Source organism: Brenneria populi (assembly GCF_036016195.1).
Taxonomy (GTDB): Bacteria; Pseudomonadota; Gammaproteobacteria; order Enterobacterales; family Enterobacteriaceae; genus Brenneria; species Brenneria populi.
The window spans coordinates 49,229-62,105 of the sequence record NZ_JAYWTM010000014.1; the positions used below are offsets into that span (position 1 = coordinate 49,229).

Annotated in this window: 11 protein-coding genes and 2 pseudogenes; 10 read left to right on the forward strand and 3 right to left on the reverse strand. The window is 57.5% G+C overall.

Features of this window, described 5'->3' with window-relative positions:
• Nucleotides 1-13 precede the first annotated feature (13 nt).
• Nucleotides 14-268, forward strand: coding sequence for a hypothetical protein (locus tag VSX58_RS14350; protein ID WP_327618692.1), 255 nt, complete (start codon nucleotides 14-16; stop codon nucleotides 266-268).
• 54 nt (nucleotides 269-322) lie between these two features.
• Here the strand turns inward: VSX58_RS14350 and VSX58_RS14355 are convergent.
• Nucleotides 323-1,081 (reverse strand): annotated as a pseudogene (locus tag VSX58_RS14355) (Rpn family recombination-promoting nuclease/putative transposase); the annotation flags it as partial.
• Nucleotides 1,082-1,206: 125 nt separating this feature from the next.
• Nucleotides 1,207-1,413 (reverse strand): annotated as a pseudogene (locus VSX58_RS14360) (Rpn family recombination-promoting nuclease/putative transposase); the annotation flags it as partial.
• 549 nt (nucleotides 1,414-1,962) lie between these two features.
• Between VSX58_RS14360 and VSX58_RS14365 the strand changes: the two are divergent.
• The 3 genes from VSX58_RS14365 (at nucleotide 1,963) to gntT (ending at nucleotide 5,409) form a co-directional block, all read left to right on the forward strand.
• On the forward strand, nucleotides 1,963-2,658 hold the full coding sequence (locus tag VSX58_RS14365) for a pirin family protein (protein ID WP_327618693.1): 696 nt from the start codon (nucleotides 1,963-1,965) through the stop codon (nucleotides 2,656-2,658).
• Between the two features lie 235 nt (nucleotides 2,659-2,893).
• A complete protein-coding gene (gntR, locus tag VSX58_RS14370) occupies nucleotides 2,894-3,889 on the forward strand; it encodes a gluconate operon transcriptional repressor GntR (protein WP_327618771.1) in 996 nt (331 codons plus the stop codon).
• A gap of 203 nt (nucleotides 3,890-4,092) precedes the next feature.
• The gene (gntT, locus tag VSX58_RS14375; protein ID WP_327618694.1) at nucleotides 4,093-5,409 is read left to right on the forward strand and encodes a gluconate transporter; all 1,317 of its coding nucleotides are present in this window, start codon (nucleotides 4,093-4,095) and stop codon (nucleotides 5,407-5,409) included.
• 50 nt (nucleotides 5,410-5,459) lie between these two features.
• Here the strand turns inward: gntT and VSX58_RS14380 are convergent, their stop codons facing one another.
• Entirely contained in the window at nucleotides 5,460-6,053 is a 594-nt protein-coding gene (locus VSX58_RS14380; RefSeq protein WP_327613837.1) for a YhgN family NAAT transporter, read from the reverse strand.
• 429 nt (nucleotides 6,054-6,482) lie between these two features.
• On the opposite strand from VSX58_RS14380, the gene asd reads away from it, so the two are divergent.
• The 6 genes from asd to opp1C all read left to right on the forward strand — a co-directional run bounded on the left by asd (nucleotide 6,483) and on the right by opp1C (nucleotide 12,850).
• Nucleotides 6,483-7,586, forward strand: coding sequence for an aspartate-semialdehyde dehydrogenase (gene asd / locus VSX58_RS14385; protein ID WP_327618695.1), 1,104 nt, complete (start codon nucleotides 6,483-6,485; stop codon nucleotides 7,584-7,586).
• A gap of 102 nt (nucleotides 7,587-7,688) precedes the next feature.
• The gene (nikR, locus tag VSX58_RS14390) at nucleotides 7,689-8,087 is read left to right on the forward strand and encodes a nickel-responsive transcriptional regulator NikR (RefSeq protein WP_327618696.1); all 399 of its coding nucleotides are present in this window, start codon (nucleotides 7,689-7,691) and stop codon (nucleotides 8,085-8,087) included.
• A 564-nt stretch (nucleotides 8,088-8,651) separates the two neighbouring features.
• Nucleotides 8,652-9,431: a class I SAM-dependent methyltransferase gene (locus VSX58_RS14395; protein ID WP_327618697.1), complete on the forward strand. Its 780-nt coding sequence runs from the start codon at nucleotides 8,652-8,654 to the stop codon at nucleotides 9,429-9,431.
• 15 nt (nucleotides 9,432-9,446) lie between these two features.
• Complete coding sequence (nikA, locus tag VSX58_RS14400; RefSeq protein WP_327618698.1) at nucleotides 9,447-11,060, forward strand: nickel ABC transporter substrate-binding protein; 1,614 nt, start codon at nucleotides 9,447-9,449, stop codon at nucleotides 11,058-11,060.
• 15 nt (nucleotides 11,061-11,075) lie between these two features.
• Complete coding sequence (opp1B, locus tag VSX58_RS14405) at nucleotides 11,076-12,014, forward strand: nickel/cobalt ABC transporter permease (protein WP_327618699.1); 939 nt, start codon at nucleotides 11,076-11,078, stop codon at nucleotides 12,012-12,014.
• A complete protein-coding gene (gene opp1C, locus VSX58_RS14410; protein ID WP_327618700.1) occupies nucleotides 12,011-12,850 on the forward strand; it encodes a nickel/cobalt ABC transporter permease in 840 nt (279 codons plus the stop codon). The genes opp1B and opp1C overlap by 4 nt, the downstream gene beginning before the upstream one ends.
• Nucleotides 12,851-12,877: the final 27 nt, after the last annotated feature.

Below are 12,877 nucleotides of genomic sequence, written 5' to 3' on the forward strand. Positions count from 1 at the left end.
GCCGTGGGCGCGAATGTCGAAGGTATCGCGTAACGGCGACACCATTTTGCTACGCGAAATGGAACAGCGCTGGCGCTGGCCGGCAGGGATTGTCCGCCATAAAAAATCGCCGGGAGCGATTTTCAACGTTGCTTGCGACGGCCCGAAGGGGGGCGGGCAGGACGCCCGCCATAAAAAATCGCCGGGAGCGATTTTCAACGTTGCTTGCGACGGCCCGAAGGGGGGCGGGCAGGATGCCCGCCATAAAAAGTCGCCGTTTGCGCCGTAAGAGGCGGCCAATTTATGCGCATTGCACGCTTTCGCAACGTCGGGATTCATACACTTATCCCGCAGAGACCGTCAATTGCGCCATCTCCTCGTCGGACAGCTGGGTAATCTGCTGAACCTGTTCGCGCGCCATGCCGTTTTGCAGCAGTTGGCGGGCAATCTGCCGCGCGCTGGTTTTTATGCCCTGCTCAATCCCTCGTTCAAGACCTTGCTCAATACCTTGTTCGATTCCCTGCGCCCTACCCTGTATCACCCCGGCCTGCATTCCCTCTTCAAATCCCATCTGTTTCAACTGCTGGGCTATGGTCATTATCTCCTCCCTATCCGTTGATAACGGCTCTGCCACCCTCGCGATAAAATCGGCGGGGCTGGATGTATTGCCGGTGTGCGCGATGTAATACAGCAACGCCCGCTTCTGCGTCAGCGGTACCTGCCAGCGCTCAAATAATAACCCGATGTCCCGCGCCACTTCCAGCATGTCCCTCGTCCTAATATGTTTTTGCACCAGCTCCAGCAGCGCCGCACGCCGGTGGGTTTTTATCTCCTCGTCGGGAATAACAGTCAGGTCGATGAGCGGGAAGGCGTTAACGTATATTCGCTTCGCTAACTCCGCATCGGCGAACGCATCCAGCCAGCGCAGGCTGTACGGATACGGCCGCCGCTCCCCTTGATAAAACAGCAGCGGCACCACCAGCGGCAGCTGTTTATGACCTTGTTCAAGATGTTGCTGCATCACCGCCAGGCAGTAACGCATCAGGCGGAACGCCATCATCCTGTCCGGCGTGCTTTGATGCTCAATCAGGCAGTAGATATATACTCGTCATACTTCAAGTTGCATGTGCGTTGGCTTTCCTCGCTCACCCCAGTCACTTACCGGTGTAAGCTCCAGGGGATTCGCTGCGTCGCCGCCTTCCTGCAACTCGAATTATTTAGAGTATAGCCGGCTCCGGCGCGGGTATTGAGCGAGTAGAGCATATCCGCTACCCGAGCGCGCAGCGCTTCATCGACAAACGAGGCCGACTCCCGCCGCAGCGTGGTGAAATCGCAGTGCGCGCCGATATCCGGCGGCAGGTGGATGGCGAAAAAATCCCGCGCCACCGTAATATCGCTGAGAAACAGTTTGAATACCTTATCGTGTGATTGCATGTCGTCCCTGACGTATAGCGCTCCCTGTGCGCGGCAGGATAGCGCATGGCGATGGCGGGTAAAGATAACCCGCCGCGCCCTGCGAAGCTCCTCGCAAGAAAAAATCGCCGGGAGCGATTTTTAACGTCGCTTGCGACGGCCCTTTGGGCGAGTCCCAGGGATGGGACGAGTAAAAAATCGTCGGGAGCGATTTTCAACGTCACGCAGTGACGGCCCCTGGGAGACGGGCGGGATGGCGGTATAAAAAACGCTTTACAAACGAGAATGATAATGATTATTATTGCATGGCGTTCCGGGGAAGCCGATATAGCGGGTTTTCCGTGAAGGCACGACATTGCTCACATTGCTTCCAGTATTTATTTTAGCCAGCTCGGGTGCTGGCTTTTTTTTATGCCATTTCTTCCCTCAATTTTTTGCGACTCCCATCCCCGGCGCGACGTCGAAAATTTCTCCCGGAAATTTTTTGAACGGGACGTTAAGTTTTTTCCGCTATCTTATTCGCCGCGGCCCGTTAGACTTTAACTTAACGACTATACGGGAGACGCCGACATGATCTATTCACGTAAAGCGCAGCAGCGCGGACACGCCAATCACGGCTGGCTGGATAGCTGGCATACGTTCTCGTTTGCGGATTATTACGATCCGGAGTTCATGGGGTTCTCGGCGCTGCGCGTCATCAATGAAGACCGGATTGCAGGCGGACAGGGATTTGGTACGCATCCGCATAAGGATATGGAGATTCTGACCTATGTGCTGGATGGCGCGGTAGAGCATCAGGATAGCATGGGGAACAAGACGCGGATTCAGGCAGGCGAGTTTCAGATAATGAGCGCCGGTACGGGGATTCGCCATTCGGAGTACAACGCCAGCGGCGACGAACTGCTGCACCTGTATCAGATCTGGATTATTCCGCAAAAGAGCGGGCTGGCGCCGCGCTATGAGCAAAAGCGTTTCGATATTCCGCAGGGGCGTCAGTTGGTTCTGTCGCCGGATGCCCGTGACGGTTCGCTGAAAGTTTTCCAGGATATGACGCTGTGGCGCTGGGCGCTGAAAGCGCGGGAGCAGTCGATTTATCAGGTTCAGGCCGGACGCCGGGTGTGGATCCAGGTGGTCCGCGGCAGCGTGGCGATTAACGGTCATCAGGCGATCGTTAGCGACGCTTTCGCCATTTGGGATGAGGAAACGCTATCGATTCATGCCGATAAAGAGAGCGAAATCCTGTTGTTTGATTTACCGCCGGCGTAAGGGCTGCCGCGAAGGGAAAACCGTGGGCGCGTTCACGGTTTTCTCTTGTCGGATCGCTATATTGCCCAGGCAGTCTGTTTCGTTATGCTGCGTTAGCCGGTTACGGCAAGACGGAAAAAAACCTAAGCACCACCCGCCTTTTACGTCGTCCCATCGGGAGCGGAGGCGCGGTGGTGTTTAGGTTTATTTTTTTGTTAGACTCCAGCTCAATATTTTCAAGCGTTCTCCGTGGATGATGAAGAAGAAAAGACCGGTTCTCCAGGATGTTGCCGATCGGGTGGGCATAACTAAAATGACGGTAAGCCGCTATTTACGTAACCCGGATCAGGTTTCTGCGGCACTGCAGGAAAAGATAGCCATCGCGCTTGACGAGTTAGGCTATATCCCCAATCAGGCGCCCAATATGCTGTCCAGCGCCACCAGCCGGGCGATCGGCGTTCTGCTGCCGTCGTTGACCAACCAGGTATTCGCGGAAGTGCTGCGCGGCATTGAACGGGTCACCGACGCTCACGGCTATCAAACCATGCTGGCTCACTATGGCTATCATCCCGAAAAAGAAGAGCAGAGGTTAACGTCGCTGCTGGCCTATAACATCGACGGTTTGATCCTGGCGGAGCGTTTTCATACGGACCGTACCCGGCAGATGATCGATGTCGCCGGTATTCCCGTGGTGGAGCTGATGGATTCGGTTTCCCCCTGTCTGGATATGGCGGTTGGGTTCGATAATTTCGAGGCGGCCCGGCAGATGACCCGGCATATGGTTGCTCTGGGGTATCGTCATGTGGTTTATCTTGGCGCGCGTAAGGATGAACGCACCATCACCAAATGCCGCGGTTATGAACAGGCTATGCAGGAGAGCCGGCTGGCGAGCCATAGCGTGATGAGCGAACGGGCGTCCTCCTATTCGCTGGGCGGCGAACTACTGCGGCAGGCGCAGGCCGAATATCCGCAGGTCGACAGTATTTTTTGCACCAATGACGACTTGGCCGTCGGCGCGATGTTCGAGTGTCTGCGTCAGGGGCTGCGCGTGCCGCAGGATATGGGCGTCGTGGGGTTTCATGGTCACGACATCGGCCAGACCATGGTGCCGAAGCTGGCCAGCGTGCTGACGCCCCGCGAACGCATGGGCCAGATTGGCGCGGAGCGTCTGTTGCAGCGTTTGCGCGGCGAACACGTTGAGCCGGCCATGGTCGATGTGGGATTCACCCTGCTGGACGGCGGGAGTATCTAGCTGAATAATAGCGATTTTTATCGTTATTATTCATGTCTTTCGGGCGTCTTGATACGCCGGACGCGCTGGTCGTTAAATCAACGATTTCTGATTATTTGATCCCCATCCCAAAATGGAAATTAAAGCCGGTTATTGGTTTTACTTTCGAATGTTACCGGTATCATGGTATCGGTAACATTCATTGATAACCGGAGAAACAGATTATGCCATTAGTGATTGTCGCTGTTGGCGTCGCAATACTGCTGCTATTGATGATTCGCTTTAAGCTGAATGGCTTTATCTCATTGATATTAGTGGCATTGATCGTCGGGATTATGCAGGGGATGCCGGTCGATAAAGTGATTGCCTCCATTAAAACCGGGGTAGGCGGTACGCTGGGTAGTCTGGCATTGATTATGGGCTTCGGCGCGATGTTGGGTAAGCTGCTGGCCGACTGCGGCGGCGCGCAGCGCATCGCGACGACGCTGATTGATAAATTCGGCATAAAACATATTCAGTGGGCCATTGTGCTGACCGGCTTTACCGTCGGGTTCGCCCTGTTCTACGAGGTCGGTTTTGTTCTGCTGCTGCCGCTGGTGTTCAGCGTGGTGGCCTCCGCGCGCATTCCGCTGCTGTATGCCGGGGTGCCGATGGCGGCGGCGCTCTCCGTCACCCACGGCTTTTTGCCGCCCCATCCGGGGCCGACGGCGATCGCCGCCATTTTCCAGGCCGATATGGGAAAAACGCTGCTGTATGGCACCTTGCTGGCTATTCCGACGGTGATCCTGGCCGGACCGGTGTATGCCCGTTTTCTGAAAGGAATCGATAAGCCGGTGCCTGAAGGGTTGTATAACCCGAAACAGTTTTCCGACGAAGAGATGCCGAGCTTTTTCGTCAGCGTGGCGACGGCCCTGGTCCCCGTTATTTTGATGGCTCTGCGCGCCGTGGCGGAGATGGTGCTGCCGAAAGGGCACGTGATTTTGCCCTACGCCGAGTTTTTCGGCGATCCGGTGATGGCGACGCTGATTGCCGTACTGATTGCGATTTTTACCTTCGGGCTGAATCGCGGCCGCTCAATGGATGAGGTGATGGGGACGATCGCCGACTCGATTAAAATCATCGCCATGATGCTGCTGATTCTCGGCGGGGGCGGCGCGTTTAAGCAGATCCTGGTCGACGGCGGCGTAGATAAATACATTGCCGCGATGATGGCGGGCAGTTCGATTTCACCGATTCTGCTGGCCTGGCTTATCGCGGCTGCGCTGCGTATCGCGTTGGGATCGGCGACGGTGGCCGCCATCACCGCGGGCGGGATCGCCGCGCCGCTGATCGCCTCTACCGGCGTCAGCCCGGAACTGATGGTGATTGCCGTCGGGGCCGGCAGCGTGATTTTCTCGCATGTTAACGATCCCGGTTTTTGGCTCTTCAAAGAGTATTTTAACCTGACCATTATGGAGACCATTAAGTCCTGGTCGGCGCTGGAAACGATTATTTCCGTCTGCGGATTGATCGGATGTTTGCTGTTGGCGATGGTGGTGTGACCGCGCGCCGATGATTGGCCATACGGGCGGAGCGTTCTCCGCCTATTTTTTCACCGTTGCATATAGGCTCGAATGCCGTCCAGGAACATCTGCGTTGACAGCATAACCAGAATCAACCCCATCAGTTTTTCCAGCGCGTTGACGCCTTTCTCGCCCAACAGGCGTAAAAATAGGTTGGACATTAACAGGATAACGAAAGTGATCGACCAGGCGCTAAACAGCGCCAGCGTCAGGTGCGGCAGTTGATCGGGGTATTGGTGGGAAAGCAGCATCAGCGCCGCTAGAATCGACGGACCGGACACCAGCGGGATCGCCAGCGGCACCAGAAAGGGCTCTTCCCCGGCGGGCAGGCCGCTGTTGCCGCCCTCCCGCGCGGGAAAGATCATGCGGATGGCGATCAGGAACAGGATGAGGCCGCCGGAGATGGATACCGTCTCGGTGCGCAGATTAAGAAAGGCCAGGATGCGCTCGCCGGCGAAAAGAAAGATCAGCATCAGCCCCAGGGCGATAACCATTTCGCGAACCAGCACGACGCGCCGGCGTTTAGGGTCGAGGTGTTTTAGCACCGACATGAAAATAGGCAGGTTGCCGAGGGGATCCATAATTAACAGCAACAGGACGGTTGCCGAGATCATTTCTGTCATTTCAGTATCTTGCTCCTGAGCGTCAACGTGGTACATCATCCTGCATAGGAAACGATGATATTAGAATCACTGCTAAAAAACGTCATATTATTGAATAAATTCACTTGCGACTTTACGTACATTTTGTATGGTGGAAAGTCATTATGCTCTTAATGTATACCCAATAGATTTCGAGCTGCGGGAAGGCGGCAACCGAGTCAGTTCCCAGGCGCTGACTTAAGTCAGCGTCTGGGGTGAATGACAAATCAGCCGGGAGCAGATTTGAACGCCGCTTGCGGCGGCCCCAACGGGGCGCGCTCCATGGAGGGAGCGAGTAACAAAGCCAACGCGCCCGCAGCTTGAAAGAGGAAGGGGATATTTGCTCTCAATTACTACACTAAGAAAGCATCCAGGATTCTTTTCGTTACCCCCCAAGGTAGGACAGTTACCATGAAAAATGTTGGTTTTGTTGGCTGGCGCGGTATGGTCGGTTCGGTTCTTATGCAGCGCATGGTCGAGGAACGCGACTTCGACGGGATTCGCCCGGTATTTTTTTCCACTTCTCAGCACGGCGAACCGGCGCCCGCGCTGGGCGGCCAGCAGGGCGTGTTGCAGGACGCTTACAGCCTGGATGCGCTGCGGGCGCTGGATATCATCATTACCTGTCAGGGCGGCGATTATACCAATGAAATCTATCCGAAGCTGCGCGCAAGCGGGTGGCAGGGTTACTGGATCGACGCTGCGTCCACCCTGCGCATGAAGGATGACGCTATTATCATTCTCGATCCGGTCAACCATGATGTGATCAGGCAAGGGCTGGATAACGGCGTTAAAACATTCGTTGGCGGCAACTGTACCGTCAGCCTGATGCTGATGTCGCTGGGCGGCCTGTTCGCTAACGATCTGGTGGACTGGGTTTCGGTTTCCACCTATCAGGCGGCTTCCGGCGGCGGCGCGCGTCATATGCGCGAGCTGCTGGTGCAAATGGGCATGTTGCATGGCGAAGTGGCGAAGGAGCTGCAGGATCCCGCGTCGGCCATTCTGGATATCGAGCGTAAAGTTACCGCGTTAACCCGCAGCGGCACGCTGCCTACCGACAACTTCGGCGTGCCTCTGGCCGGCAGCCTGATCCCGTGGATCGATAAACAGCTGGATAACGGCCAGAGCCGCGAAGAGTGGAAAGGCCAGGCGGAAACCAACAAAATCCTCGGTACCCGCAGCGTTATTCCGGTTGACGGTCTGTGCGTGCGCGTCGGCGCGCTGCGCTGCCACAGCCAGTCTTTCACCATTAAACTGAAAAAAGATGTGGCGGTGCCGGAAATTGAACAAATGCTGGCGAGCCATAACGATTGGGTGAAAGTGGTGCCGAACGATCGCGATATCACGATGCGCGAACTGACCCCGGCGGCGGTGACCGGCACGCTCTCCACGCCGGTCGGCCGGCTGCGCAAGCTGAATATGGGGCCGCAATACCTGTCCGCCTTTACGGTCGGCGACCAGTTGCTGTGGGGCGCCGCCGAACCGCTGCGCCGTATGCTGCGTATTCTGCTCTAATCCTTCCGATGATTTGGCGCAGCGCTGCTGCTGCGCCAAGCTAGCCTTATCGATATAATCCCTCGCGACTCTTCCCCATTTTCTTGCTCTACGAGGCTGACGGTGCAAAGACTGACGATTTCAATGGACGATCAACTGGCGCAGGACTTTGATGAACTGATGCGGCGTAAAGGGTATGCCAATCGTTCCGAAGCATTTCGCGATATGCTGCGCCGCGAACTGGGCGAAATGACGCTGGCAACGGATAAGAATGGGGCGTGCGTGGCGGTGCTGAGCTATGTCTACGATCATCACCAGCGTCAGCTTTCCAGCCGGCTGGCCGATATGCAGCACGACCATCACGATTTAACGGTCTCCACCATGCATACGCATCTGAGTCACGAAGAGTGTGTGGAAACCATTATCCTGCGCGGTACGGCGCTGCAGGTTGAGCGTTTCGCCGAGTCGGTGATGGCGCAAACCGGCGTACGCCACGGCAGATTGAATCTGATTCCGCTGTAACTTCCTCCATGCCCGCCGCGCAGGGCCGCGCCCATAGCCCTGGTTACTCCGCCGCCTATCCCGGCCGACGGGCAAAATCCAAACCGTTTGCCGGCTTAAATTAAGCCAGATCAAGAAAGTATGATTTTTTTTATAAAGTTCATACTTTGCGGTTAAATCCGCCAATCCTATCTGTTATAAGTCGGAATAGAAAACGCCGGAGCGTTTCAGACAGCGACAAAACCTGTTATTCAGACTGTTGACAAATCTATCGTTTATCAAACGGTGATAATGGAATGGAAGAGTAAAGCGTGCGCGCCAGGGACAAAGGCGTAGGGAACGCCTTTGAACGTCGCTTGCGGCGGCCCTGAAAGGGGGAATCTCAGGGATGAGATTCCTATTCGCGCGGCTCGAGCTTACAGGAACGTACTTGCAGCGTCTTTACGATCTATCCATTATCGCCGCTCATCGGACTTTGTCAGCAAGCTCGTTATTGGGGAGGCAGTCCGCCTCCCCAATCGTCATGGGGCCCCCGACCAGGCGGACCGGTTTGTCATGATGCATGCTTTTACAGGACATACCCTTGTGAGCCAACTCCTTGTCGAAAATGAAAATAGCGAGCTATTGCACGACGTGCAGCGTTACTGGACAACCCGCGCCGCCGGCTACAGTCAACTGAACGCCGCCGAATTAGCCAACGCCAAACGCGCCGCCTGGCTGAAAAAAATCAACGAATACGCCCCGCATAAACCGGTGATGAAGGTGTTGGATATCGGCAGCGGTCCGGGGTTTTTCGCCGTCACGCTGGCGCTGGCCGGGCATCAGGTAACGGCCGTCGATATCACCCAGGCGATGCTGGAGCAGGCGCGCGGCAACGCGGCGCGTTACGGCGTTGAGGTGGACTTCGTGCTGTCGGACGTGCATACATTGCCGTTCGCGGATGACCGCTTCGATCTGATCGTGACGCGTAATGTGACCTGGAATCTGGACGATCCGCAGGGCGCCTATGAAGAGTGGCGCCGGGTGCTGGCTCCCGGCGGTCGGCTGATTAATTTTGACGCCAACTGGTATCTGCAGCTGTTTGATGAGCGGAGCCGTCTCGGCTATCTGGAAGACCGGGCGAATGCCCGCTATCTGGGGCTGGAGGATCACTACGTCAATACCGATACCGTCGCGATGGAAAACATCGCCCGTCAGCTGCCGCTCAGCCGCGAGCGCCGTCCGCAGTGGGATACGCAAGCGCTGCTGCAGTGCGGATACCGCAAGATTTCCCTGGATACCCGCGTCGGCGAGGAGCTGTGGGATGAGACGGAAAAGGTAAATTACGCTTCCACGCCGATTTTTTTGATCTGCGCGGAAAAGTAGCCGGCGGGGGATGATATGCCGAATCGTAAAACGACGCCGGCGCGCAAGCTGTTGCGCTGCGCGCCGGTTATCTGCCTGCTTCTGAGCGCGCTGGCCGCGCCGGTCGGGAGCGCCGCCGAGAGTCAGGCCGACCGTTCGATATTAAGCTACGCCAGCACCAAGGACATCCGCGACATTAATCCCCATCTCTATAGCGGCGAAATGGCCGCGCAGAATATGGTGTTTGAGCCGCTGGTGGTTAATACCGAACAGGGGGTGAAGCCGTGGCTGGCGCAAAGCTGGGAGGTTTCGCCGGATGCGAAACGCTATACCTTCCACCTGCGTCGCGACGTCACCTTTAGCGATGGCGAAAAGTTTAATGCGCAGGCGGTGAAGCTGAATATAGAGGCGGTATTGGCGAATTATCAGCGCCACGCCTGGCTTGAACTGGTGCGGCAGATCGATAGCGTCGAGGCTGTGGATGAGTATACCGTCGCCCTTTATCTGAAAAATCCCTATTACCCCACGCCGGTGGAGCTGGGCTTAACCCGGCCGTTCCGCTTTATTTCGCCGAAAGACTTTATTAACGGCCAAACCAAAAATGGCGTCGGCGCCTATGCCGGAACGGGGCCGTGGCTGCTGGCCGAATATGTGAAAAACCAGTATGCGGCGTTTAACGCCAATCCCCGCTATTGGGGCGCGCCGCCGCGGATCCATCGCGTGGTATGGCGCGTAATCCCCGACCGCCAAAGCCTGTTGCTGGCGCTGGAAAAAGGCGATATTCAGCTTATTTTCGGCGCGGACGGCGACATGATGGACGGCGATAGCTTCGTGGCGCTGCAGGCGCGGAGCCAGTTTAGCACCGCCATCAGCGAGCCGGTGGCTTCGCGGGCGCTGGTTTTGAACAGCAGCCGGCCGATTACCGCCGATCGCCAGGTACGGATCGCCTTGCAGTATGCGGTGGATAAGCAGGCGATTGCGCAGGGCGTGATGGCGGGCAGCGAGAGCGCGGCGGATACGCTGCTGGCCCGCAGCGTGCCCTATGCCGATATCGCCGAACTGCCGGTCTATCGCTATGACCCGGAAAAATCCCGGGCGCTGCTGGACGCTGCGGGGTGGCGGTTGCCGGCCGGCCGGGCGACGCGCGAGAAACAGGGCAGGCCGATGCGGCTGATCTTCTCCTACAACGCCAATAATGCGGGAGAAAAGCAAATTGCCGAGGTGATACAAAGCAATTTTCAGCAGGTCGGGGTGGACGTCGCGCTTATCGGCGAGGAAAAACAGGCCTACCTGGACAGGCAAAAGTCCGGCGATTTTGATCTGCAATACTCATTATCCTGGGGAAAACCTTACGATCCGCAGTCCTACGTCTCTTCGTTCCGTATTCCGGCGCATGCCGACTATCAGGGGCAAAAAGGCTTGCCGGGCAAGGCCGAACTGGATGCGCTGATCGGCCGGGTGTTGATCGCCCCGGATAAGGCGCGGCGTCGGGAGCTGTACCGACAGATATTTGTGATGCTGGCGCGGGAGGCGGTCTATATTCCGTTGACCTATTCCCGCACCAAGGCCGTATTCAGCCCCCGTCTGCAAGGCGTGACGTTTAATCCTTCCCAGTACGAGATCCCTTTTGAAAAGATGTACTGGCGTTAGGCCGCGGGTAAACGGATGAAGCGCTATATCGTTTGTCGACTGCTGCTGATGATACCGCTGATCCTGGCGATATCCTGGATTGCCTTTGCGTTGATTCAACTCTCCCCGTCCGATCCCGCCGAGGCGGCGCTGCGCGTCAACATGGTGGTGGCGACGGATGAGGCCGTTGCGGCGATGCGCCATGAGCTGGGGTTGGATCTGCCCTTCTGGCGGCAATACTTTTCCTGGCTGCGGCGCTGTCTGCGCCTGGATTTCGGCGTTTCGTTCGTCACCCGGGCCAGCGTGCGCCAGGAACTGATGACGGCGTTGCCCGCCACGCTGCGGCTGGCCGCCGCCGCGCTCGGCATGATTGTGCTGTTTTCGTCGTCGTGCGCGGTAGTGTGCGCGGCGACCCGCGGCCGCTGGCCGGATAAGCTGTTGCGCGCGGCGCTGTTCCTGCTTACCGCCATGCCGAATTACTGGGTAGGCCTGCTGCTGATTTGGCTGCTGTCGGTCAAACTGAACTGGCTGCCTATCGGCGGCATGCAGGCGCCGGGGGCGGTGATATTGCCCGCGTTCACCCTGGCGCTGGGCTATATCGGCACCTATGTGCGCCTGCTGCGCAGCAGCATGCTGGGGCAGCTCGCCCAGCCTTATGTCGTTTATGCCCGGGCGCGCGGCTTAACCTCTTGGCGCATCCTCTGGCGGCATGTGCTGGTCAACGCCCTTTACTCGCCGCTGGTGGCGCTCGGCATGAGTATTCCCAAACTGATCGCCGGTACGCTGGTTATCGAAAACGTTTTTTCCTGGCCCGGTTTGGGGCGGCTGTGCGTAACGGCGATTTTTAACCGCGATTATCCGGTCATTCAGGCTTATGTTTTGCTGATGGCGCTGCTGTTTGTGGCGGCGAATTTCACCGTCGACCTGCTGCAAATGTGGCTGGATCCGCGTTTGCGGCGCGGCATCGCCGTATGATTCGGCGTCTCTGGCGGTATTTTAAACGGGATCGGCTGGCGCTGGCGTGCCTGTGCTTCCTGACGCTGGTTCTGGCGGCGGGCTTGCTGGCGCCCTGGATTGCCCCGCACGATCCGCTGCTGGTTTCATGGCGCGATAAATATCACGCCCTCGGCGCGGATTATCCGCTGGGGGCCGACCACCTGGGGCGCTGCCTGTTCTCGCGGCTGCTGTACGGCATCCGCGCCACGGTGCTGGTCGCGCTGGCGGCGATGGCGGTCACATTGGCGTTCGGCATGGCGCTCGGTATGCTGGCGGGTTACTGCCGCGGACGCGTCGACGCCCTATTGATGCGCCTGTGCGATGTGATGCTGTCGTTTCCCAGCGAAGTGATGATTTTTGCCCTGGTCGGAATTTTGGGGCCGGGGCTGGGCAATATCATACTGGCGGCGCTGCTGGTGAAATGGGCCTGGTATGCCCGGATGGTGCGCGGCATCGTGCTGCAATACAGCGATCGGCGCTATATTCATTACGCCAGGCTGATCGGCGGGAAACCGCGCTATATCATCCTGCGCCATCTGCTGCCGGCGGCCGCCGCTGAAATGGCGGTGCTGGCGACCACCGACAGCGGCGCGACGATCCTGCTGTTGTCGGCGCTCTCTTTTATCGGGCTCGGCGTACAGCCGCCCACCCCGGAGTGGGGCGCGATGCTGGGCGAGGCGAAAAACGTCATGCTGATACATCCCGAGCAGATGCTGCCCGCCGGGATCGCTATTGTGCTGGTGGTCGCGGCGTTTAACTATCTGGGCGATTTTCTGCGCGACGTGCTGGATAAGCAGGGAACCGGTGGCGATTGAGTCGTCGCTTGGCTCTTGCGTTATGCT

Bases quoted from the DNA above. Each gene is read 5' to 3' on its own strand.
- VSX58_RS14350 (WP_327618692.1), top strand. From the start codon at position 14: ATGTCGAAGGTATCGCGTAACGGCGACACCATTTTGCTACGCGAAATG.
- VSX58_RS14365 (WP_327618693.1), top strand. From the start codon at position 1,963: ATGATCTATTCACGTAAAGCGCAGCAGCGCGGACACGCCAATCACGGC.
- gntR (WP_327618771.1), top strand. From the start codon at position 2,894: ATGAAGAAGAAAAGACCGGTTCTCCAGGATGTTGCCGATCGGGTGGGC.
- gntT (WP_327618694.1), top strand. From the start codon at position 4,093: ATGCCATTAGTGATTGTCGCTGTTGGCGTCGCAATACTGCTGCTATTG.
- VSX58_RS14380 (WP_327613837.1), bottom strand. From the start codon at position 6,053: ATGACAGAAATGATCTCGGCAACCGTCCTGTTGCTGTTAATTATGGAT.
- asd (WP_327618695.1), top strand. From the start codon at position 6,483: ATGAAAAATGTTGGTTTTGTTGGCTGGCGCGGTATGGTCGGTTCGGTT.
- nikA (WP_327618698.1), top strand. From the start codon at position 9,447: ATGCCGAATCGTAAAACGACGCCGGCGCGCAAGCTGTTGCGCTGCGCG.
- opp1B (WP_327618699.1), top strand. From the start codon at position 11,076: ATGAAGCGCTATATCGTTTGTCGACTGCTGCTGATGATACCGCTGATC.
- opp1C (WP_327618700.1), top strand. From the start codon at position 12,011: ATGATTCGGCGTCTCTGGCGGTATTTTAAACGGGATCGGCTGGCGCTG.